The sequence below is a fragment of the Runella limosa DSM 17973 genome (genome assembly GCF_000482465.1).
Classification (GTDB): domain Bacteria; phylum Bacteroidota; class Bacteroidia; order Cytophagales; family Spirosomataceae; genus Runella; species Runella limosa.
In genome coordinates this window covers 483,519-505,855 of the sequence record NZ_KI519421.1, presented here as the reverse complement: position 1 = coordinate 505,855, position 22,337 = coordinate 483,519, and the positions used below count along the sequence as shown (strand labels likewise).

Sequence of the window (22,337 nt, the reverse complement as noted above, 5' to 3'; positions counted from 1 at the left end):
GGGTTGTGAGCAACCCTTTGCACAAGGGTCGGGTTTTGAGAAACCCTCAGCACAAGCACTCAGTACATTGCGCAGAGAGGTCGGGTTGTGAGCAATCCTTTGCACAAGGGGCGGGTTTTGAGAAACCCTCAGCACGGTTATTCGACCCTCTGCATTCGACCCTCGACACTACTTAATCACTCTCCTCACCCCCACAAATCTCTTCCTATAATAATCGGCATGAAGGACGTCGTAACGGATGCCGCCTTTCCAGGCTGAGTGGATGAATTTGACGTAGCCATCACTGACTGCGACAATCATTCCGACGTGGCCAATACGGGCGCTTTTTGAGTTGCTTCCTTTGAAGAAAATTAAATCACCTGGACGTGCTTCGCCAAGGGCGATTTCTACCCCGTGAGAGATTTGGGCGGCGCTAGAATGGGGGAGGAGCATCCCAAATTTAGAAAAACAATATCGTACAAAACCTGAGCAGTCAAAACCTTTGGGGGAACTCCCACCTGAGCGGTAGCGGTAGCTAAGGTGTTTTTTTGCAAATGACAGAATATCAGTTGTTAACGAAGTGTTTTGGGTCGAATCGACAGCCGTTTTTTGGGCAAAAGAAAAGGTCGATAAAAGGCATAATCCTAGAACAAAAATCCACTTTTTCATCAGTTAGGTACTTTTTTATAGGGTTGAACGCTTCCCCAAGTAAGGAAAAAAAGTTTTTTTTACCAAATTTTTGGAATTAAAATATTTATCGTAATATTGCGATGAATTAGTGTTTTATACCAAAATGGGAACAACAAAATCGGAAGTTTTTACCGAAGAAGAAAATCGAATTTCGGACTTAGCTAAGGCGTTTGCGCATCCTGCAAGGGTCGCAATTTTGCGGCTTTTGGCGGAGAAAAAAGCCTGCGTTTGTGGTGATTTGGTGGATGAATTGCCGCTTTCTCAAGCTACGGTTTCGCAACATTTGAAAGAGTTGAAACGCATCGGAATCATCAAAGGAGACATCGCTCCGCCGCGCGTTTGTTACTGTATCGACGAAGTCGTTTGGAACGAAGCAATGCAGTCGTTCGGATTGTTGTTTTCGTCGTACCTTAAAAATGGTTGCTGTTAAAATTTTTTGCTTATATTTATCGTAATATTACAATTAAAAATGCTTACAATGATGACAACAGACGAATCGCTCAAAAACTTGGTGCGCGAAAAATACACCGAGGTGGCTAATCAATCGAAGGACTTCAACGCGGCTTCGTGCTGCGGCTGTGGCCCAAGTTGTGAAACTGATGGAGAATTTTTGGGAATCATGGCCGAAGATTATACAAAATTAAGCGGCTACGTGGCTGATGCTGATTTAGGGTTGGGCTGCGGTCTTCCGACTCAATTTGCTCAAATCAAAGAGGGAGATACCGTCATTGATTTAGGCAGCGGGGCTGGTAATGATGCGTTTGTGGCACGGGCGGCTACTGGCATTACGGGCAAGGTAATTGGCGTGGACTTTACCGAAGCGATGATTACCAAAGCGCGGGCAAACGCTGAAAAATTGGGGTTCAATAACGTGGAATTTCGTCAAGGGGATATTGAAGCGATGCCCGTTAGTGATAATGTCGCCGACGTGGTTGTGAGCAATTGCGTATTGAACTTAGTGCCGAACAAAGCCAAGGTTTTCAAAGAAATTTACCGTACATTAAAACCTGGAGGGCATTTTAGCATTTCGGATATTGTGTTAGAAGGCGAACTGCCTGCGGGACTGCAACATGCCGCCGAAATGTACGCGGGATGCGTGTCGGGGGCCATTCAGAAATCAGACTATTTGGGGTTGATTGAAAAAACTGGGTTTGTAAACATCACACTTCAGAAAGATCGTGAAATTGTCCTTCCAGATTCGATTTTGGCTGAATATATTTCCGTTGAAGAAATTGAGGCGTACCGCAAAGGAAATTTGGGAATTTACAGCATTACAGTTTACGCCGACAAACCGTCGCCTGCTACCGCAGAAATCCAAATTCGTAGCGCAAAACCAGCTGACAAAGACGCGGTTGTTGGATTTTTGCAGTCGGTGGGCTTGCCTACGGAAGATTTGAACCCTGAGTTAGCTAATTTCTTGCTTGCGTTTGTGGATGGTCAGTTGGTAGGTACGGCAGGTGTAGAGATAACGGGTGAAATCGGTTTGTTGCGTTCGGTAGCGGTAAAGGAGTCGTTTCGGAACTTTAAAATTGCGCAACGCTTGGTCAATGATGTAACCAAACAAATGCGTTTGCAGTGGGTAAAAGAATTGTATTTGATCACAACGACGGCCGAAGACTATTTTGCGAAACAGGGTTTTGAAAAAGTGGAACGAGACTCTGTCCCTGCTGAAATTGCACAATCGCAGCAGTTTAGCGGCCTATGTCCGAGTTCGGCCACGGTGATGAAGAAGTCGGTAGAGAAAACCAAAATCAAGCTGTTGGATTTAGAGCAAGCATCCGATTGCTGTACGCCAGGCTCGGGCTGTTGTTAGGGTGTGGTTGCAAACACGGGTTGAATAGATTAAACGGGTTTTTGTGGATAAAATCCGTTTAATCAAAATCGGTTTGATAGACCATTTTTCCTGAGTAAGAGTTGGATATTTTGACCCAATCTACCGAACCCGTTCCTTTAAACGTAAAACGAATATCGGTTAGGTTGTGAAAGTTTTCTCGGCCTTCATACTCGCCCCGAAATACCGAAATTCCATTGACATACACTTCGACTTGTTGGCCCTTCAATTGGAGTTTAAAGGTATTCCATTCGTTGTGGTTTATCCCAAAATTATCTAAATCTATATTTTTGCCCTGTTGGAGGTTACCTTTCCTAAAAATCGTTTTACCTACCATCAATTTGGCATAATCGGAGCAGCCTTTCATTGTAAATTCAGCCTCTGCACTGTTGAGATGATTATCAGTCAGGACAATATCTGTGTTAAAACAGCTTTCGCCGCCCTCGCTTTCGGGATTTTTCAGGCGGGCTTCTAAGGTCACACTGTCAAGGTGAACGCCGAAATCTTGCGTGAGTGCATACACAGAGTGGCGATAATCGTCTTCTCCTTTTATTTCGTTGGGCAATTCGCGCGGGTCCAAGTGAAGTACCCCTTCGTTGATGTAGTTTTTAATAGTGCTGATATTGGTCGTCCAATTTTTTTCGTACGCTACCCCAAAACCCCAAGCTGCCCATTGATTTGGATAAGAAAAGACTGTATGGTAGTCGGTTTTGATGTTGTGTTTATTGACCAATAAATTGAGACGATAGACCCCAGGGTAAAAATACGTTTGAGAAACTGTGTCACAGGGCTTGGCACTGCTTGTGATGTAACTGACGTAATTATTTGCGGATACAATTCTCCCAACCCCCAAAATCAATGCTATGTCTCGAACGCGTTTAAGCGACTGCACATCGTACATAATACGAACCGATTGAGGGTATTTTCCCACCGTTTTGATGACTTTGAACTGTACTTCTTTGACTTCTTCAGATGAAAAAGGACGGCTTTGCCACCAATCCAAACTAAAATAAATAAGCGCCGACACGGCCACGATTCCCAATAAAATGGGCACAAATCTTGGGAGAGTGAACTTTGGTTGTATGATTTGAAACGACGTATGAGCCTCATCAGAGAGTGGAATTATCTGAGTTTTACGAAGCGCGGGCAAGAGAGATTCTTCGATGTTGACGTAGCTAATGTGGATATTGTGACGGTCGAGGTCGTTGTTTTTTTGTTGAAAGTCATCCCAATCGGTATAGCCTAAATAGACTGCAACGACGTTGCGGAAGCGGGTTTGGATACGAACTTCTTTGATGCCGTACTCAAAAATAAAGCGGCGTAGAAAATCCTTACTGAAGAGCTCGGTTGGGGTTTCGATGCTGCGTTTCTGGTGCAAAACCTCCTCAATATCAGCAAGTAGGGCTTCCAAAAACGCATTTCTACTTTTTAGCGCCTCAAAACTGCTGAACTCCTCAAAGTCTTTTTGCCATTTGGTAGGCCATTCATTGATAAGCTGTTGCAAGAATTGTTCGCGAAGCTCGTGTAAATAAATTTTGTCTTTAAGGAGCATAAACCAGTGAGTAATAGGGTAAAGGTGAATAAATATACCTTTTGCAAAATCTTTTGCAAAAATAAATTCTTGGCAAACCTGATTTTGCTAAGGAAATTTTCGGAGGTGGTTTTTACTTCATGTTTTAAAACCTTACACAATCTTCCCATGAAAAAAACAGCTACTTCCCTCTCTATTCTAATTTTATCCGCTTTTACGGTTTTGGGGCAAAGTGTGACACTAACCCCTACCACGGATAAGCAGCTTACCTTGACTGCGGCTGGAGTAACAGTACCCAACATTACTGGACAACGATCGAATGGAACCTCGAATGCGCCCACTGCTTTGCCCAGTGGCGCGTGGATGATGAGTATCTATGGACGAGGCTATAATGGTAGTGGATATTCTAATAACTATAGCGCTGCCATTAATTTTGGCGCGGCTCAAAACTTTACCCCCACGGCAAACGGCTCCAATATTCAATTTTATACTACCTCTCTGAATACGCTCTCTACACTGGAAAGAATGAGGATTGACCACAATGGCAATGTAGGTATTGGGACAACTACGCCTGAAACAAAGCTACAGGTTGGAGATTATAATACCTTAAATAATCAATCTATTACTGTGGCAACAGCCGGTGGCAATCAATTTGTTTCTGAATTAAAACTTAGGCATTTTAATCAGAATTATGGTTGGTCAATCCAAAGCGATGAAAGGCTCGTTAATGGGGGGCAGGCTGCACTGTTGTTCAGAAGCCATTTTAATAATGCTGATGGAGATATTAGGCTTGCAATACATCAATTCAGTGGCAGTGTAGGTATTGGTACCACTTCATTCTCAACGGGAGAAAAATTTGCGGTTAGAAATGGCACAACGCAGTTTGGAATATTTCCGGGGTATTTTGGTAATATCCCCGACGCCAACTGGACTACTTTCAATAGCACGGGCTTGAGGATTTCCAGTGAAATTTCGGTGACTGGTAATATAGCCACCAATAGTGCAGTAGATGTAGGTGGATTTTCAAAATTAGGCGCTGATGCCCCTTTCATCAAAGTGAAGAAATTGACGGGTACTACCGGAGCAGCCCAAGGAGAGATAATTCCTGTTCCTCACGGGCTTACGAGTACAAAAATACTGTCAATCACCGTTTTGGTTCAATTTGAATTAAATGGACAGTATGTTCCTCATTCTTATACGAATACGAATGGGTATCAATTCGATTTTTATTCAGACGCAACTAATATTCAGATCCGAAACCACCCCACAAACAGTGGTCAAATTTTATCAAAACCTATTAAGGTTATGATTACGTATGAGCAGTGATATAAAAGGGGTTATTGAACCCCTTTTATATCATCAATCAGCCATTGATTGGCCACATTGTTGAGTGTGACGGTTGCGGCTTTTCCGCCAAACATCCACAACTCAAAAATCGCTTTGGTAGTCGTACTTGAAACGGGTTTGATTTTAAATTGATCATCAAAATCTTGCGCCTGAACGATGGGGTCGTAGCCGCCTTCGTTGTCTTTTTCCATTTTTTGGTAAAATACGGTCAAACGTTTTCGAAAAGCAGGACTAAATTCAGGTCGTTTGAGCACCTGACGCCATTCGAGCATGGCACCTTTGGCGGTGTACCATTTATAAAAGTCCTGAACCGTTTGAGCGGCGGTTTTGATTTGCCCATAAGAGGTGTTGACAAAGTACCCCAAAACGAAAAATAATACAAGAATTCTGCGCATTGTGAATAAACAAAAGGATAAAGTTAAAACTTGTTTAAAATTGCAATAAGTTGCTTTTTGTCAGCACTATCGGCGGTTTTACTAAGAATATTTTTCCAATCATTTGCCGATTTTTTTACCATTTTTTTATCAGCGGCATCGTACGTTTTGGTTTCTGCTGGGTCTGAGTACTTAAACTCTTCGAGAACAGACTGAACCAGCGCGTTGGCATTTTTCCCTTTTGGATGTCGTTTTAGGTATTCACCTGACTTGGACAAAGCACGGTCTAACACACAGACCCAATAGCCTTCACATTCGCCACCCGTTTCGAGTTGGCTTGCTTCGTAGGCGATTCGTTCTTTGAGTGGGTCGGTGGCAGGGACAGTCGCTTCCAGTTTCCATAAAAGGTCTTGTTGTAAAAAATGCCCTGCGTTCCCATAGTCGCTGTAATAAACCTCTTTTTTGTGGCTATCGGTCCATGCTTTCAGTTGATTGGTACCAAACGGAATGCTGCGAGCAATGCGCTGAATCGTCACTAAACGGAAGAATTCAACCTCCGCGGATTCAATAGGAGTTAGCGTTTTGTCCGCTTTTAGCGCTTTCAGCCAGTTTTCTACTTCGACGTTGGCCGTGCCACTTTCGCTCGGTTTGGCATTGTAACTTCTTGCTACGGCCAACGCTACTTCTTTGGTCGTAGGTTTGTTGAGGGGAACAGCTTGAGTAGAAGTTATCCAACCCGTCGCGCCTTTGTCTTGGCTAACTTTGTAAAACTTTCCATTTGCCGATTTTTCGACCAGCTTTACTTGAGAGCCAATTTTGTAAGAACCCGCGCTAGGACCCGAAGCGGCCGCGTTTTTGTACGAAGTTACTTTGGGGCTGGCAATCATTAAATCTTGGGCGTGCAGCAAAGAAATACTACAAACCGTGAGGAGTGAAGAGAAGAGGGTTTTCATAGGAAGTTTAAAGGTAAATGTCTTTGTAAATCGCGTACTGAACAGGTTTAAAAGTTTTGAGTTTCAAGAGAGGCTTCTTGCCAATGTTGAGCTTCGTAACTTTGTCTTTTGGCGTATTTCCTTTTTCGTCTTCACCTGCTCCTTTTGAAATTTCGGTAGTGCCTGTGATGAGGTTAAAGTCGTATTTTTCGTAAGAACCATCATGGGTTGAGCTTGCCGTGTAGGTAGCGCCAATCAAAAACCAGTCGTTGTTTTGAAATCGCCAGCGGTAGGCGTAGTTCCAGCGACTGGAGCTACCGCCATAAAAACGTACCAAAAGGGTGCCTCTTTCAACCGAAAGCCCCTCCCACGGGTCACCAAAAACACCGCCTTCGTTGGACAGCATGATTGATTCGTTGGATTGAATCGAAAGTTTATAACTTCCATCGGCTTGTTTGAAAGCGACGAAAAGTAGGCGAGGGGTCTGTTCGTTGTCTGCCTCTTTTAGATTTTTGACGGGTTTGTCGGCCTCAATAACTGCCGCAAGGTCGGGAAGGTTATCTTTGTTAAGGTCGCCTTCGGCTTTTTCGTGGATGTGCCAGCCTTTAGGCACAAACGACTCGACTTTGGTACCCGAAGCGGGTAAAATGGGGTACTTGTAGGATTGAAAAAATAGAGTAACTGAGAGTAAAGTGGTTAGGAGCATTTCTAATAAGTTTTGCCCAAAAGTAAACAAGTTTTGACGCTTTTAAAATGGTATTTGTAACTTAGCCCACTTAGGGAGGAGTTGCCACATTTAGCGACGAAAACAACAGTGCTTGATGGTACGAAAAGTCTTTTTCCGAACTGCTGTAGGAGGGTATGGTTAGTTGAATTTTAGTGAACTTTTAGGCAATAGCCTACTTTGATCTGTTTCATAACACAGTTGGGTCTAAAATTGTTGACCCAAAAGTAGAATGAGCGCTACAAGGACTAAAAAGTAATGAAGTGAGCCAGGAAAATGGTGTAGTGAAGCCAAAAGTTTAAAACATCGCTGTGAAACTTGAGTAGTAAATGTTTGGGATGATAGCTGAGTTTTGGCTTCGCTAAAAATAGAAGTGATAGAGTCAAAAAGTGCTAAATTGTGACTCAAAAAACTTTAAAAATGGATATATTGTAATTTTTTATGGCAATTATTTTACTAAAAATAACTGCCATAAAAAAGGAAATCTAAAAGAAATAAGTACCTTTAATTGAAGCGTAGCTTCGACCTCTATATTCTCCAGAGTCACCCCACCAGCTTCTAAATTTCCCATGTTCATTATTTTCCCATAGTGGGTTTACTTCGGCCATAAAAGAAAACTTAGAAGAAGCTAACCCAGCTCTAAAGAGAAGTCCAGAACATGTGCCTAATGCCACTTCCTTATTGTTGTAGGCCATTAGCTGTCCTTGTCCTCGATAAAATGTACCTATTCCAGCACCAACAAATGGAGCGAAAGTTTTCAGGTCATTCTTAAAGTGTTTCTCAATGGTTAATGCCCAAGAAAATAATGAGTTAGCTTTGATTTGCCCATACTCATTGCTCGTTTTTGCATCAATTGTATAAGTAGCTCGGTAGTTCTTTAAGAAAGAGTTTTCTAGCCGTAATCCTACGTATAGGCCCTTTGAAATCCTATATTGAGGCTCTACATGAATTGAAGGAGCCATTTTTGCTAACCAAAGCCCCCCGTATCGATAGGTGGAGCCGATGCCTAAACCAATACCTAGTCTCAGCTTTCTGGGTGTAGAAGCGCTTTCTTCCTTTTTTAAATCGTTCTGGGATATTGCCGTTAGTGAAATGGCAATAAATGCAAAAAAAAGTGGTAACTTTTTCATAATAATTGATTGTTTTTGTTTTTTAGTATAGAATAAATGTTCTTAAAAATTATCTTTTTTGGTATGAGTTTTGTTGCCTTTAAAACACTTATTCTATACTGAGACGGCCATTTTATAAAAAGTAACACAATTTTTATTTTATAATAATTAATGATATATTAAAAGTGTAAAAATGAAAATAATAGTATCTAATTTTTTGAAAAATTTCTCGTTTGCTTGTGTTGTTAGTTTTAATGGCGCTGTCAACATTGGGTATGCGTAAAAAGAGACAGGCGTGATTGGTAGTTGAATAGGTTTATGGAATTTCTCAAAAAAACGTAATTTGCGTTGGTAAAAGAAAACTAGGAACCCCTACACACATGACGCCTCAATTTGAAGGAACCGAAAAGTACGTCGCAACGCGTGAGTTGGCTGTGGCCGTGAATGCCTCGGTGAGTTTGCAAAAACCGCTGCTGCTCAAGGGCGAACCTGGTACGGGCAAAACCATGCTTGCCTATGAAGTAGCGAAAGCATTGGGAAAACGACTTATTACGTGGCACATCAAATCAACAACGCAAGCGCATCAAGGTTTGTACGAATACGATGCTGTTTCGCGATTGCGAGACTCACAACTCGGCGACCAACGCGTGTATGAGGTTGAAAATTACATCAAAAAAGGGAAACTGTGGGAGGCGTTTGAGGCGGAAGAGCAGGTGGTTTTGTTGATTGATGAAATCGACAAAGCCGATATTGAGTTTCCCAATGACTTGTTGCAAGAACTCGACCGAATGGAGTTTTTTTGTTATGAATTGAATCGAACCGTTGCGGCAAAAAATCGTCCGATTGTCATCATTACATCCAACAACGAAAAGGAATTGCCCGATGCGTTTTTGCGGCGTTGCTTTTTCCATTTTATTCGTTTTCCTGATCGGGAAACGATGCTTCAAATTGTCAATGTTCACTATCCTGACCTTGATAAAGAATTGTTGGAACGGTCGTTGAAAATGTTTTTTGCCGTGCGTGACGTAAAAGCGTTAAAGAAAAAACCCTCCACCAGCGAATTGATTGACTGGATTAAGCTGTTGCTTTGGGCAAAAGTGTCGGCAGATGATCTAAAAGACCTTGAATCTATGCCCGAAGTGCCGCCGTTTTTGGGGGCATTGCTCAAAAATGAACAAGATAACGACTTGTACGCGGCCTTACGTTCCAAAGGTTTTCGGCCTTATTAAGCGCTTGTGATTATCCACTAACTCTTTACTCTGTCGCTCACAAAGATGTTTTTAGACTTCTTTTTATTGCTCAAAAAACACGCACTTCCTGTATCAGTGGGGGAGTATTTGAACTTATTAGAAGGACTCAAGCAGCAGGTCATTCAGATGAGTGTGGAAGAGTTTTATTACTTCAGTCGGACGGTATTGATTAAGAATGAAATGCACTACGATTTATTCGACCGACTGTTTGCAGAGTATTTTAAAAACGCCGAAACCGTCGAAGCCAAATTATTAGAAGTCAATGTTCCACCCGATTGGTTTGAAGACGCACTCAAACGAGAATTGACCGAGGAAGAAAAAGAATTGATTGAAAAAATGGGTGGTTTGGAGAAACTCTTTGAGCGTTTTCAACAATTACTGCGTGAGCAAAACGAGCGCCATTCGGGAGGAAATACGTGGATTGGGTCGGGGGGGACGTCGCCTTTTGGCAATAATGGTTACAATCCTGAGGGATTTCGGGTGAAAGGCCCTTCGGCAGGAAACCGAACGGCGTTGAAAGTGTGGGAGCAACGCGAGTATAAGAACTACGATGAAGACGTTGAATTGAATACCCGGAATATGAAAATGGCACTTCGGCGGTTACGAATCCTGACGCGCGAGGGAACCGACGAAGAGCTAGACATGAACGCCACCATCGAAGGCACAAGCCGAAATGGTGGGATTTTGGATATTCATTTGCACCCGTCGCGAAAAAATAACGTAAAGGTGCTGTTGCTACTCGACGTCGGAGGTTCGATGGACGACCACATTGATTTATGTTCGCAGTTGTTTACGGCGGCTAAATACCAGTTTAAGCATATTGAGTACTTTTATTTCCACAATTGTATTTATGAAACTCTTTGGCGGGATAACAGTCGGCGTGCGAGCCGAGTGCCGACGCTGGAGGTCTTACATAAGTATAACAAAGACTACAAAGTGATTTTTGTGGGGGATGCTTCCATGGCGTCCTACGAAATTACCCATCCCAAAGGGAGTGTGGAACATTATAATGAAGAAGCGGGAATTACGTGGTTGAATCGTTTTAAAGAACAATACCCTCATTTTGTGTGGTTAAATCCGATTGCGGTAGCAGACTACTGGAAATATACCCATAGTATCAGTATTATTCGAGAATGGTCCGAAAATAGGATGTTTCCACTTACCCTAAATGGATTGACGCAAGCCATGAAATGTTTGAAAAATCCTAAAATCAAATTTGAAACTAGCGGATAATGCCAACTATTTTAAAATACATAGCGCATAATAGAATGAACACATAGAAAACATAAGTATCCGTGTTCATCTGCGACATTAAATCTGGGCTCATTTGTGTGAAAAATTTTAGATAGTTTAAAGGCATTACAGCAAAATTCAACTCCAATATATGCATTTATTTTTCCAGCCTAATTTCTCTTCTATTTCGGCCCTTACCGACGACGAGGCATTCCACGCCGCCAAAGTGTTACGCCTTCGCGAAGGAGAAGTGGTGCAAGTAACCGATGGTCAAGGAAGTTGGTACGATGCCCAAGTGCGTCAGAGTACGCCCAAGCGTTGTGATTTACAGATACTAAAACAAACTACCTACGAGCCACGTCCCTATTCGATTGAAATTGCTTTAGCCCCTACCAAAAACATCGACCGCATTGAATGGTTTGTCGAAAAAGCGACCGAAATGGGAATTGATAAAATCTCTTTTTTCTATACCAAACACTCAGAACGACGTACGATTAAACTAGACCGCTTGCAAAAAATAGCCGTTTCGGCCATGAAACAGTCGTTACAAGCTTACCTGCCTCAATTAGAAGAAGTGGGCGATTTTGAAAAATGGTTGCCCAAAGCGTCGGAAGTAACTTCGCAAAAATTTATTGCCCATTTACCCGACGATGCTCTTCCGCCGCATTTGTTGAAAAGTGCTCTTCCAAAACAAAGCTACCTCGTGTTAATTGGCCCTGAGGGGGATTTTACGACCAAAGAAATCGAATTGACGCAACAACTTGGGTTTCAAATGGCGGTGTTGGGCAATACCCGCTTGCGGACTGAAACCGCAGCGTTGGTGGCGTGTCAGACCTTGCATCTCGTAAACATACCATAAAGCAACACGGTTTAGGTCGTGTTTGCTACGGTTTACTTACTTAATATCCCGATTCACTGTGACATTTTTTTTAATGGTGGCTACTTTCCTGAATTTTGGAATGTTGATTTTAACCCTTAAAAATGCTACATCCATTATGTCACAGGCATCGTACTTTTCGCTCCCTCCGTTAAAAGAAAGCCGTTTATCGCATATATTTGTGCATGTGGGCGGTATTCCTAGACCTATCGACAAATTTCAAATCATCTATATGCAGTCGGAGGTAAACTATACTCGTTTTTTTCTGAGAAATGGGAAGTCTTATTTGGAGTCAAAAACCTTGAAGCATTTCAATGAAGTCTTGGGAAACGTTGATTTTGTACGTATTCATAAGTCGTATCTCGTCAATGCCAAACATATCGTAACGATGACTCCTGACAATGTGCTGTTACTCAACGGCGAAGAATTGCCCATTTCGCGGCGCAAACGTAGGGCTTTAAAAAAAGATAATGCACTGACAAAATTTTGGGAAAATTAGTAAACCAGACAAATCATGAATCAAAAACCATCTTCGGCATTTATTGGCGCTTCTTGGGTCGCATTGGGCGCAGGCATGGCAGGTTACATTATTGGACTTTGGAGGGCCGAACTCCCACTTAATGAAAAGGGATATTATTTTACGGTTTTAATGTACGGGCTATTCGCTGTTGTGTCAGTACAAAAAAGCGTGCGCGACCGTTTGGAAGGTATTCCAGTGACGGATGTGTATTATGGAATCAGTTGGTTTTCAACTATTTTGTCCATTTCTCTTTTGGCCATTGGATTGTGGAATGCAACCATGCTTCCAAGCGAAAAAGGATTCTATGCTTTTGCGTTTCTGTTGGCACTATTTGGAGCGATTGCCGTTCAAAAAAATACCAGAGATAGCCAAGACGGCTCTTCTTCTAAAACTGGTACTAAATTTGATAAGGATTCGTTGTAATTGGTGTACAAACTTGCGTGATTGAATCGTTTACGTTAAGTTCGTGCAACGGTTCATTCATCAAGACACCCCCATTATGCGCCTCCTTCAAAAGCTGTTTCTATCCCTGTTGCTTAGTGCCTTTATATTGACCACCGCTTCGGCCCAATATTCTTATAAAATCGCAAAACTCAAGTACGGTGGTGGGGGCGACTGGTACGCCAACAAAACATCGGTACCCAATCTCATTAAGTTCTGCAATCAGAACTTACGCATGAATATTTTTCCCGAGGAAGACATTGTAGAGCCAGGAAGCCCCGATTTATTTTCGTACCCTTTTGTTCACCTGACAGGGCATGGAAACGTTCTTTTTTCTGATTCGGAAGCCCGAAATCTTCGTAAATACCTTATTGCAGGAGGTTTTCTTCATCTTGACGACAACTATGGGCTGGATAAGTTTATTCGTCGGGAGATGAAAAAAGTCTTTCCCGAACTGGAGTTTGTCGAGGTACCTTTTAATCATCCTGTTTATCACCAAAAATTCAATTTCACCAACGGACTTCCCAAAGTTCACGAACACGACTCTAAACCTCCCCAAGGTTTTGGACTGTTTTGGCAAGGACGTTTGGTATGTTATTACAGCTACGAATGCGACTTGGGCAACGGCTGGGAAGACCAAAGTGTCTATAACGACCCCGAAGAACTCCGCCTACAAGCCTTGCGTATGGGAGCGAATTTGGTTCAGTACGCACTTACTGTCAACCAGTAAGCGGAAATTCGCTTGAAAAGGTTGTTTGTCAGCAAAGCTTTTCTTAGTTTTGTACAAGTTTATAATAAGTTTAAATAATCCATTTGCTTCATGTACGCAGTTTTGGTTGCCTTTTTTGGACATTGGTATCTTTCATTGTTTTGTCAAACATTCTTTTTGCACCGTTACTCTGCCCATAAGATGTTCACTATGAACAAGTTTTGGGAGAAGTTCTTCTACGCCTTGACTTACATTTCGCAGGGATCTTCGTACTTGAGTCCACGTGCTTACGCCATTTTACACCGTATGCACCACGCTTTTAGCGACACGGAAAAAGACCCACATTCGCCGCATCATACCGAAAACGTGTTTACGATGATGTGGAAAACCAAAGATATTTACAATGCAGTTGTGCAGCGTAAAATGAAAGTAGAAGCGCGTTTTGACCGTGATTATCCATATTGGGAAAAACTTGAAAAATTGGGTGATTCATGGATTTCACGCGTTGGTTGGGGAGTATCATACTTAGTTTTCTACATTTTTGCTTTTATCTATTTGGATATGCACTGGGCGTTTTTCTTGTTGTTGCCTATCCACTTTTTGATGGGGCCTGTTCATGGTGCTATCGTCAACTGGAGTGGCCACAAGTACGGTTACCAAAACTTTGACAACCGCGATGAGTCAAAAAACTCATTAATTTTTGATTTGTTGATGATGGGCGAATTGTTCCAAAACAACCACCACAAATTACCAAATCGTGCCAACTTTGGTACTAAATGGTTTGAATTTGACCCAACGTATCCAGTTATTAAACTCTTGAGTTGGACCAAAATCATCAAACTTCGTGAATCGAAAGTGGGTGTTGAGGTACCAGCTCCAGCGCACGAAAGAGAGGCATAAGAAGCTAACGATATTTCCAATAAAAAAGCGGGCTAGTTGAAACTAACCCGCTTTTTTATTGGTGAAAATCGTCAAATTAATAAACTTACAAGAGACGTTTTAAAATTTCTTCCCAGTTCATGACGCGCTCAAATTCCGTTTCTTTGAGGTTATGAGGTGCGTTGAAAAGTAATCCTTTACCTTTGAATGTCTTTAGGTTGCGGGGCATATCGTCAATGAGGTAATCGCCATTTAGGATACTTTTATCGCCACAAAAAACGATGTTTGACCAAGAAATAAACCCAAAATGACGGTGAAGCCAATCGTACTTTTCGCGAAAGGAATTGGGAAATTCCATCGCAGCCGTTGCCACAAAAATTTCGTATTTTTTACTCAATTCCAACACGGCTTCTTGGGCATTCGGAATGAGTGGAATATCTGCAAAAAAGCCAGGTTCGTGGAGGATTTTGTAAAGCCGCTTTTGGTCGGCTTGCGACAGGGTTTCGTAAAAAGAATCTTGGTGAAGTTCTTCCGAAGTTAATTGAGTGTCAAATTCACGAAGAACGATGTCTGCAAGTTTGCCATGGGTATCGGCCAATACGTCGTCTTGGTCTAAAATGAGGCGGGGTTTTGTCATATTTTTAAATAAAGGCGATTATAAAAAGTCAACTCCGATTTCAACAGAAAAATTCAGATAATTAGAAAGGTAATTAATGGAACTGGTCATTGAATAGACGTAAAAGCAGAGGTAATTTGTTGATAATCACTGGAAAAAAGAGGGTGAAGAATGCTTAAAAACATCCTTCACCCTCTTGCAGTTCGACATTTTACATTCGACATTCCCGCTTATCCTTTCGGCTTCAAAAACACAAAAGGAATAATCATTTCTTCGATAGAGACGCCTCCGTGTTGGAACGTATCACGGTACATATTTACGTATTGATTGAAGTTGTTGGGATAGGCAAAAAAGTAATCGCCAAGGGTGAAAACGTAGGCAGTTGAGACGTTGAGTTTGGGTAAAAACAAGCGCTCAGGACGGCGGCATACGTAAAGGTGGTTATCGTCAAAACCAAGGTTTTTACCCTGTTTATAGCGTAAATTGGTATTCGTTTCGCGGTAGCCGACGATTTTTACTGGTTTTTTTACGCGCGTCATGCCATGGTCAGTGGTGATGATGATGCGGCCTTTTTTCTCCGCAATTTTCTGAATCAAATCCATGATGGGCGAGTGCTGAAACCACGACTTGGTAATGGAGCGATAGGCAGCTTCGTCAGGTGCTAATTCTTTGATCATCATCATGTCGGTTCGGGCGTGGGAGAGCATGTCCACGAAGTTATATACGATGACGTTCAAGTGGTTTTTCCAGAGATTAGGAAGGTTATCAACCAAGTTTTTGCCCTGATTTTGGTTGATGATTTTGTTGTACGAAAACCGTACTTGCATACGATTACGCTCAAATTGCTTCCGCAACAAATCTTCTTCGTGCTTATTTAACCCTTCTTCGCCTTCGGGGGTGTTTTCGTCGTTTACCCACCAATTTGGGTATTGTTTTTCGATTTCACTGGGCATCAATCCCGCAAAAATAGAGTTACGTGAAAAACCCGTCGTTGTAGGTAGTATTGAATAATAAGAGCCTTCTTCTTCAATGGTAAAGTATTCATTCAGAAGAGGTTCTACTACTTTCCATTGGTCAAAGCGGAAGTTATCGATGAGAATAAAAAAGAGCGGCTCACTGGGTTTCATCAACGGAAATACTTTCCGTTTCATTAATTGGTGCGACAGAATAGGTTTGTCGGAATGCGGGTCGTTGAGCCAGTCTTCGTAATTGTCAATGATAAACTTGCAAAAGTTGTTGTTTGCTTCTTCTTTTTGGGTGTAAAACACCTCTTCCATGCTTTTGTCTTTGCTTTGCTCAAGCTCTAACTCCCAGTATATGAGCTTTTTGTAAAGTTCTACCCACTCAGAGTGGCCGATGCGGTCTTGATATTGCATCGCCAACTGGCGGAACTCCTGCATGTAGCTGTGGTTGGTTTTTTCGCTGACAAGGCGCTTGTTATCCAAAATCTTTTTGACCGACAATAAAATCTGATTCGGATTCAGCGGCTTGATAAGGTAATCGGCAATTTTAGAACCAATGGCTTCCTCCATGATACGCTCTTCTTCGCTTTTGGTAATCATAACCACGGGAAGGTTTGGGCGACTTTGCTTAATTTGAGCTAAGGTTTCAAGCCCCGTGAGCCCAGGCATATTTTCGTCTAAAAAAACGACATCAAAACGCTCTTGCTCTACTTTTTCGAGGGCGTCTGCGCCGCTATTGACAGGAGTAATGTTGTAACCTTTGCCCGTTAAGAATAAAATATGGGGTTTAAGTAAGTCTATTTCATCGTCTGCCCAGAGGATATTTGCCATAGTGAATTGTGTTGAATTGATACAAAGGAGTTGGTGAGTACAAGAGTTCTTGAAACTTGACTTTTCTAACGTGCGAAGGTGCGAATAATTGTAGAGAAGTGACAATTATCAGCCAAGATAAATGCGTTTTATCATATTTTTTAGTGGGTTGAATAAAGAAATTTGACCTGTTCACCAACTAATTCTCCCTAAAATGAAAACGATCCTTGTCCCCACCGACCTGAGCGATGTCTCTGAATATGCGCTTGATGTAGCCGTAGAAATTGCAAAAAAACAAGGAGCAACGGTGTATCTGTTGAAGAAAATTGTTTTTCCAACGCTCGAATACACCATGATTGACAACGAGTTTTATGAGTCGAAAGATGAATTTTATAAGTACCTAACGCAAGACTCGAAAGATCGCCTCAAAGACATGGTGGACAAGCCAAAGTATGATGGGGTGAAGTTTCGTTTCAAAATCATGCGGGATACTGATACGCTGGCGTCGATTGTGGCGCAGCAAAACGTTGACCTTATTGTGATGGGTTCTACGGGTGCAACGGGCTGGAAAGAGTGGACGAAAGGTTCTAATGCAGAGCAAGTTGTGCGATATGCTCATTGTCCAGTGTTGGTGGTAAAAGCGCCTACTGTGGCGTTTAAACGCGTCGTAGTAGCCATTGATTTTGAAAATATTGGATTTATTAAAACGTCATTGGCCTTGTTGGATACCGCGCAAATTGAACCATACTTTGTGTATGTTGATAACGGAATGGCAAAATTTGACGGGCCGCAGTTGAAAAATGAGATGGGAAAACTGGCACTTGAGTTAGGCTTAACAAATTACGAGTTTACCATTTTTAATGATGATACCGTTGAGCAAGGAATTTTGGATTATGCCAAGGAAGTGGAAGCAGATATTATAGTGATGTACACGCACGGCCGCAAGGGCTTTGATCACTTTATCAATGGAAGTATTGCCGAAGACGTTGTCAATCACGCGGATATACCAGTCTTGGTGAGTCATTAACATACCGTCAGACGATAGTCAGACAGCATTATGCCAAACAACTGTCTGACTATCGTCTGACAGGGACATATAAAATCAGAAAAGAATGGTGCGCGGGGCGTGCCATTCTTTTTTTATGCGTAATTTTGCCCCACAAAATAGCGTATCTAGTAACTTCAAACTCGTGCATTTGCACGCATTTTCATGCAAAACCACTCGGATGTATCGCGTCAGATTGCGGCGCACTTACTCAATATCGAGGCCATTCGTCTTCGTCCCGACCAACCTTTCAAATGGAGCTCGGGCTGGAATTCACCCATTTATTGTGATAATCGCCTTTCACTTTCGTACCCCGAAGTACGGACTTACATCAAAAATGCCCTTGCAGATGCCATTCGAGTTGCTTTTCCCGCAGCCGAACTGATTGCAGGAGTAGCAACGGCAGGAATTGCTCAAGGAGCGCTTGTTGCAGATGTACTTCATATGCCTTATGCGTATGTACGTCCAGAACCCAAAAAGCACGGCATGGGCAATCAAATCGAGGGGCGTATTTTGCCAGGCCAAAAAGTAGTGGTTTTGGAAGATTTGATTTCGACGGGCGGTAGTTCATTGAAAGTCGTGGATGTATTACGTGAGGCAGGAGCTGAGGTGTTGGGAATGGCGGCAATTTTTACCTATGGTTTTGCGCTAGCCGATGAAAACTTTAGCCAAAAAGGAGTAGAGCTCATGTGTTTAAGCAATTACGATAGCTTATTACAGGAAGCTTTAAAATTGGATTATGTAACTGAAGGTCAATTAGAAACGTTGGCTCAGTGGCGTAAAGACCCAGGAAGCTGGGGCGTATAACAAATTTGTCTCGCCTCGGCATTTTGTCGAGGCGTTTTTAATTCTTCTCGTATGAGCTCTGTGATTATCCCATCTATATTCTCTCCATTTAGTCACCTAATTGCGGCCGAAAGCACCCGCCTTGGCGGAGTAAGTAGCCCGCCGTTTTCGTCGCTGAATTTGGGAATTAATACCCAAGATGCTGTTGAAAATATTCAGGCTAATCGAGCTATTTTTTTTCAACAATTAGGCATTGAAGAAACTCAGTTTGCGTCGTCATTTCAGGTACATGGTGCTGAAGTGCAAATTGTTGAAAAAGGTGGCCGTGCCGAAGGGTACGACGCACTGGTGACCAATGAACCAAATGTATTTGTGGGAGTGACGGTGGCAGATTGTACCCCGATTTTGATTTTTGATTCAAAACAGTTGGCCGTAGGGGCTGTTCACGCGGGTTGGCGTGGAACTGTCGCTGAGATTGTTCGCAAAACCTTGACAACCATGGCCGAAACTTACGGGACACAAGCCAAAGATTGTTTCGCCTACGTGGGAACCTGCATCGACGAGTGTTCGTTTGAAGTAGGAGAGGAAGTAGCTGAACAATTTGAGACCGAATTCAAACGCTTTGATACAGGGCTTAACAAATACTTAGTCGATTTAAAACGTGCCAATGCTGCTCAATTAGTAGCTTTTGGTATTCCAAAAAATCAAATAGAGATTTCCTCATTTTCAACCATTACGCACAACGAGACCTTTTTCTCGTATCGACTAGAAAAGGGGCAAACAGGCCGAATGTTGGCAGTTATTGGGCGAAAAGAGTAAACTAGAGAATTATTCTACAATGCAACATTCTTCATCTTCGTTAAAACTTTGGGTTAATCTTCTGTTGGTGTACGTGATTTGGGGCTCTACTTTTTTAGGTGTTCGCTATGCCCTCGAAACGTTACCGCCTTTGCTGACCAATACCATTCGATTTTTAGTGGGCGGTGTCCTTTTATTTGCCTTTACCTTGCTCAGAGGATATGGCATTCCTTCGCTTAAACAATGGTTATCAGCGGCTTGGGTAGGCGTTTTGTTGAGCGGCATCGGAAACTGCGCCGTGGCGTATGCCATTGGTTATATGCCGTCGGGGTTAGTGGCTTTGTTGGTGGCAACTTTGCCAGGCTGGATGGTGGGTTTGGATTATTACTTCTTTGCTCGCCAAAAACCCTCATGGACAACTGTATTGGGTCTAGGTGTTGGGTTGGTTGGAATGTATATTTTGCTAAACCCTTTTGGGCAAGAACACACCCGTGAAATCCCTCTTTGGCCAGCATTTATGGTATTTATTGGGTCAATCACTTGGGCGTGGGGTTCGTTACAATCCCCTTATTTGGACATGCCACCGCGTATGCAAACTACTGCCATTCAGATGCTGGGGGGGGGCGTTTTTTCGCTGATAATGAGTTTGGCATTAGAGCCAAAAATGAGTGAGTCCTTGTCGCACATGACAACCCAAACCTATTTTTCTCTGGCCTACCTTATCGTTATGGGGTCGTTTGTGGGGTATTCGGCTTATGTGTGGCTGCTGCACCATGCGCCCCCAACCTTGACCGCTACCTATGCTTATGTCAATCCTGTTGTTGCCATCATATTGGGAGCATTGTTTATTCACGAAGTGCCAAGTAGCCGATCTTTAGTAGCCTCGGCGGTGGTGTTGGCGGGAGTGGTTTTGATTACGTTGGGGCGTCGCTTTTCGGTGAAAAGTTAGGTGGCTTTCTTATTAAATTACATTAGCCTTAGTCTCGACGCCATTGCATTAAAATGCTTAGGCGTCAAGGCTAAGGCTGAAAAAGAATCCCACGCGCGTTTTTGATTCAAACGCTTATTTTATAAACGGCCCAGCAATGGCCAATACTTCTTCTTTTGTCAAAGGCTCATCAAACGAATCTTGCGCAAACTTCATAGCTCTCATTTGAGAAGCACTATTTTGGAACAGCAATTTTGGCTGAGATAGCGCCACAATGTCAACCCCTGCTACGTGGGTTGTGTTGTTTTCACGCGCATAGATAGCGGCAGGAACCCCACCCGTGTTCATTTCACTGGCATAGGCCGACATACTACGAATGATTCTAATTTCCCCAGCGTGACGAGCTTCTACGGAGTGAATACGAAGCGCTGCCTCTAAAATATCTCGGTTGCTTGCCAAATTGGGAGCTTGTCCCTTGTAAGCACGAACCCCTGTGTCTTCAAAAGCTTGTGCTAGGGTAAGAAATACAGGATAGTTGGTGTAAGGGTTGGGGAAAGCACCTTTTGCAGTAAAATCAAACTCAGGTTTTGCTACTGCACTAGCTCCCAATGCACTTTTAAGAAAGGCGACGTGTTGGGCTTCGTGCTTCGCAATTTCGTTGATGAGTCCTCGGTCAGGGCCAAAATTGAGGCTTGATTGCATCCCTTTCATGTAAAACTCTGCTTCGAGGTATTCGAGCACAAGTGCAAAGTTCAATACGTCGGTTATTGTGTTACTTTGCCCATAGGCTTTATTTAGTACACCTGCAAAAAAAAGGCTACTTGTTGCCGCTGCAACAGAGGTTGTCTTTAACATTTTGCGGCGAGAGTGATTGAACTTTTCGGTGGCATCACCGTCAATTTTTTCAATGTCAGAAAGAATATTGAAGATATTCATGGTTTTGCTATGATTTTAGGCGTTGGTGGTTGGTAAATTGGCTCCGCTTAGTTTTTGTTTGATAAACCCTTGCGCTACAGGAAGTACTTCCGATGGCTTATATACGATATCCAAACCATTTGAATCAGTCGTACCGAATCCGAAAGAGTAAGTAGAACCAGGCAATGGCAAGTACATGTGCCCTGTAACTGAAGCGTGGCGGGCTTCTACCGAAACAATTTTACCCGCAATTCCTATAATATCCGCGTTTTTGATATAACGTGCCGCGCCATTATAAGCGCCCACTCCAGTACTTTCGAGGATGTTAGCAACTTGAAAAACGTTGTTACGGTCGTTGAAATTAACCCCCGAAAAGTCAAAGTCTAGGTCAGGAATGGCATTTGCCCCCAATACTGCTCTGAAAAATTCGCGGTGTACTAATTCATGCTCTCTAATTTCCTGCAAGATTTGAAGTTCATTAAAGGTTAGCCCTGCCGTTTTTTCCTGAGCAACGGTGTAAAAAGCGGTTTCGAGTTGTTCCAAAGCATAAGCATAGTTGAGAATGCCAATGTCGCCTGCTCCCAAATCAATAGAGCCATCAGCATTTATCCTTGCCCCAGAATGGGCCACCGAGCCACCAGTAGGTGTAAGGTCGAGGCTTTTCGAACAAGCCATCAAAAACGAAGTAGTAGATGCGGCAAAGATGCCTAAGTGGCGCAAAAATAATCTTCGCTCTGCAGAAGGAATGCTAGGAACTGTTGGTCCTTTGGCTTTTGTTTCTGAAATAGTTGATTTTTCCATAGAAATAAGGCATTGTAACGTTTAATTGCATTTGGAAATCAAATACATCCGTATGTACGGTTGGCTTTTATGTGACGGATTTAGGAGAAAAAAAACAGCAGAAAAAGAAGAGAATATAAAAAATATTGCAAATGAAATTTTTAAAAGAATACTGTGTACTTACACGCAGATAACCAGGTTGTTATATTAATTCGAGTTGTGTTTTTGTTGTATTAAAAACATATAAAAAATAATTATTTTTTGTTGAAAA

The 22,337-nt window shown here is 42.5% G+C and carries 24 protein-coding genes; 14 read left to right on the top strand and 10 right to left on the bottom strand.

Annotation, left to right across the window (positions count from 1 at the left end):
• Positions 1-168 precede the first annotated feature (168 nt).
• The gene (locus K339_RS0117895) at positions 169-648 is read right to left on the bottom strand and encodes a C40 family peptidase (protein WP_028524821.1); all 480 of its coding nucleotides are present in this window, start codon (positions 646-648) and stop codon (positions 169-171) included.
• Positions 649-772: 124 nt separating this feature from the next.
• On the opposite strand from K339_RS0117895, the gene K339_RS0117890 reads away from it, so the two are divergent.
• Positions 773-1,099, top strand: coding sequence for an ArsR/SmtB family transcription factor (locus K339_RS0117890; protein ID WP_028524820.1), 327 nt, complete (start codon positions 773-775; stop codon positions 1,097-1,099).
• A 48-nt stretch (positions 1,100-1,147) separates the two neighbouring features.
• Positions 1,148-2,482: an arsenic resistance N-acetyltransferase ArsN2 gene (gene arsN2 / locus K339_RS38070; protein WP_157607642.1), complete on the top strand. Its 1,335-nt coding sequence runs from the start codon at positions 1,148-1,150 to the stop codon at positions 2,480-2,482.
• A gap of 58 nt (positions 2,483-2,540) precedes the next feature.
• On the opposite strand, the gene K339_RS0117880 is transcribed toward arsN2, so the two are convergent.
• On the bottom strand, positions 2,541-4,052 hold the full coding sequence (locus K339_RS0117880) for a hypothetical protein (protein ID WP_028524819.1): 1,512 nt from the start codon (positions 4,050-4,052) through the stop codon (positions 2,541-2,543).
• Positions 4,053-4,199: 147 nt separating this feature from the next.
• Here K339_RS0117880 and K339_RS0117875 point away from each other — a divergent pair, with 147 nt between their 5' ends.
• Positions 4,200-5,357, top strand: coding sequence for a hypothetical protein (locus tag K339_RS0117875; RefSeq protein WP_028524818.1), 1,158 nt, complete (start codon positions 4,200-4,202; stop codon positions 5,355-5,357).
• 11 nt (positions 5,358-5,368) lie between these two features.
• On the opposite strand, the gene K339_RS0117870 is transcribed toward K339_RS0117875, so the two are convergent.
• From K339_RS0117870 to K339_RS0117855, 4 genes are all read right to left on the bottom strand, one after another.
• Positions 5,369-5,773: a YqhG/Tai3 family protein gene (locus tag K339_RS0117870; protein ID WP_028524817.1), complete on the bottom strand. Its 405-nt coding sequence runs from the start codon at positions 5,771-5,773 to the stop codon at positions 5,369-5,371.
• Positions 5,774-5,796: 23 nt separating this feature from the next.
• Complete coding sequence (locus K339_RS0117865; protein ID WP_028524816.1) at positions 5,797-6,705, bottom strand: SH3 domain-containing protein; 909 nt, start codon at positions 6,703-6,705, stop codon at positions 5,797-5,799.
• A gap of 7 nt (positions 6,706-6,712) precedes the next feature.
• On the bottom strand, positions 6,713-7,390 hold the full coding sequence (locus K339_RS36075) for a hypothetical protein (protein WP_028524815.1): 678 nt from the start codon (positions 7,388-7,390) through the stop codon (positions 6,713-6,715).
• 503 nt (positions 7,391-7,893) lie between these two features.
• Positions 7,894-8,538: a hypothetical protein gene (locus tag K339_RS0117855; protein ID WP_028524814.1), complete on the bottom strand. Its 645-nt coding sequence runs from the start codon at positions 8,536-8,538 to the stop codon at positions 7,894-7,896.
• A gap of 359 nt (positions 8,539-8,897) precedes the next feature.
• On the opposite strand from K339_RS0117855, the gene K339_RS0117850 reads away from it, so the two are divergent.
• From K339_RS0117850 to K339_RS0117820, 7 genes are all read left to right on the top strand, one after another.
• A complete protein-coding gene (locus K339_RS0117850) occupies positions 8,898-9,746 on the top strand; it encodes an AAA family ATPase (protein WP_028524813.1) in 849 nt (282 codons plus the stop codon).
• Positions 9,747-9,791: 45 nt separating this feature from the next.
• On the top strand, positions 9,792-11,000 hold the full coding sequence (locus K339_RS0117845; RefSeq protein ID WP_028524812.1) for a vWA domain-containing protein: 1,209 nt from the start codon (positions 9,792-9,794) through the stop codon (positions 10,998-11,000).
• A gap of 151 nt (positions 11,001-11,151) precedes the next feature.
• Entirely contained in the window at positions 11,152-11,859 is a 708-nt protein-coding gene (locus K339_RS0117840; RefSeq protein ID WP_028524811.1) for a 16S rRNA (uracil(1498)-N(3))-methyltransferase, read from the top strand.
• 58 nt (positions 11,860-11,917) lie between these two features.
• Positions 11,918-12,376, top strand: coding sequence for a LytR/AlgR family response regulator transcription factor (locus K339_RS0117835; RefSeq protein ID WP_157607641.1), 459 nt, complete (start codon positions 11,918-11,920; stop codon positions 12,374-12,376).
• Positions 12,377-12,391: 15 nt separating this feature from the next.
• A complete protein-coding gene (gene yiaA, locus K339_RS0117830) occupies positions 12,392-12,820 on the top strand; it encodes an inner membrane protein YiaA (protein WP_028524809.1) in 429 nt (142 codons plus the stop codon).
• Positions 12,821-12,896: 76 nt separating this feature from the next.
• Positions 12,897-13,568, top strand: a complete 672-nt coding sequence (locus K339_RS0117825) for a DUF4159 domain-containing protein (RefSeq protein WP_028524808.1) — start codon at positions 12,897-12,899, stop codon at positions 13,566-13,568.
• Positions 13,569-13,658: 90 nt separating this feature from the next.
• The gene (locus K339_RS0117820) at positions 13,659-14,447 is read left to right on the top strand and encodes an acyl-CoA desaturase (RefSeq protein ID WP_028524807.1); all 789 of its coding nucleotides are present in this window, start codon (positions 13,659-13,661) and stop codon (positions 14,445-14,447) included.
• A gap of 85 nt (positions 14,448-14,532) precedes the next feature.
• On the opposite strand, the gene K339_RS0117815 is transcribed toward K339_RS0117820, so the two are convergent.
• Complete coding sequence (locus K339_RS0117815; protein WP_028524806.1) at positions 14,533-15,063, bottom strand: 5' nucleotidase, NT5C type; 531 nt, start codon at positions 15,061-15,063, stop codon at positions 14,533-14,535.
• Positions 15,064-15,272: 209 nt separating this feature from the next.
• Positions 15,273-16,835 carry a T9SS response regulator signal transducer PorX gene (gene porX, locus K339_RS0117810; protein WP_028524805.1) on the bottom strand — a complete coding sequence of 521 codons (1,563 nt, stop codon included), beginning with the start codon at positions 16,833-16,835 and terminating at the stop codon, positions 15,273-15,275.
• Between the two features lie 193 nt (positions 16,836-17,028).
• Between porX and K339_RS0117805 the strand changes: the two genes are divergently transcribed.
• The 4 genes from K339_RS0117805 to K339_RS0117790 all read left to right on the top strand — a co-directional run bounded on the left by K339_RS0117805 (position 17,029) and on the right by K339_RS0117790 (position 20,392).
• Positions 17,029-17,841 (top strand): universal stress protein, encoded by an 813-nt coding sequence (locus K339_RS0117805; protein WP_028524804.1) that lies wholly within the window; start codon positions 17,029-17,031, stop codon positions 17,839-17,841.
• Positions 17,842-18,024: 183 nt separating this feature from the next.
• Positions 18,025-18,666, top strand: a complete 642-nt coding sequence (gene pyrE / locus K339_RS0117800; protein ID WP_037300879.1) for an orotate phosphoribosyltransferase — start codon at positions 18,025-18,027, stop codon at positions 18,664-18,666.
• A 51-nt stretch (positions 18,667-18,717) separates the two neighbouring features.
• Positions 18,718-19,464 carry a peptidoglycan editing factor PgeF gene (pgeF, locus tag K339_RS0117795; RefSeq protein ID WP_028524802.1) on the top strand — a complete coding sequence of 249 codons (747 nt, stop codon included), beginning with the start codon at positions 18,718-18,720 and terminating at the stop codon, positions 19,462-19,464.
• Between the two features lie 19 nt (positions 19,465-19,483).
• Positions 19,484-20,392, top strand: coding sequence for an EamA family transporter (locus K339_RS0117790; protein WP_028524801.1), 909 nt, complete (start codon positions 19,484-19,486; stop codon positions 20,390-20,392).
• Positions 20,393-20,506: 114 nt separating this feature from the next.
• Here K339_RS0117790 and K339_RS0117785 read toward each other — a convergent pair whose 3' ends face one another.
• Complete coding sequence (locus tag K339_RS0117785; RefSeq protein WP_028524800.1) at positions 20,507-21,307, bottom strand: ferritin-like domain-containing protein; 801 nt, start codon at positions 21,305-21,307, stop codon at positions 20,507-20,509.
• A 15-nt stretch (positions 21,308-21,322) separates the two neighbouring features.
• Complete coding sequence (locus K339_RS0117780; protein WP_028524799.1) at positions 21,323-22,087, bottom strand: ferritin-like domain-containing protein; 765 nt, start codon at positions 22,085-22,087, stop codon at positions 21,323-21,325.
• Between the last annotated feature and the right edge of the window lie 250 nt (positions 22,088-22,337).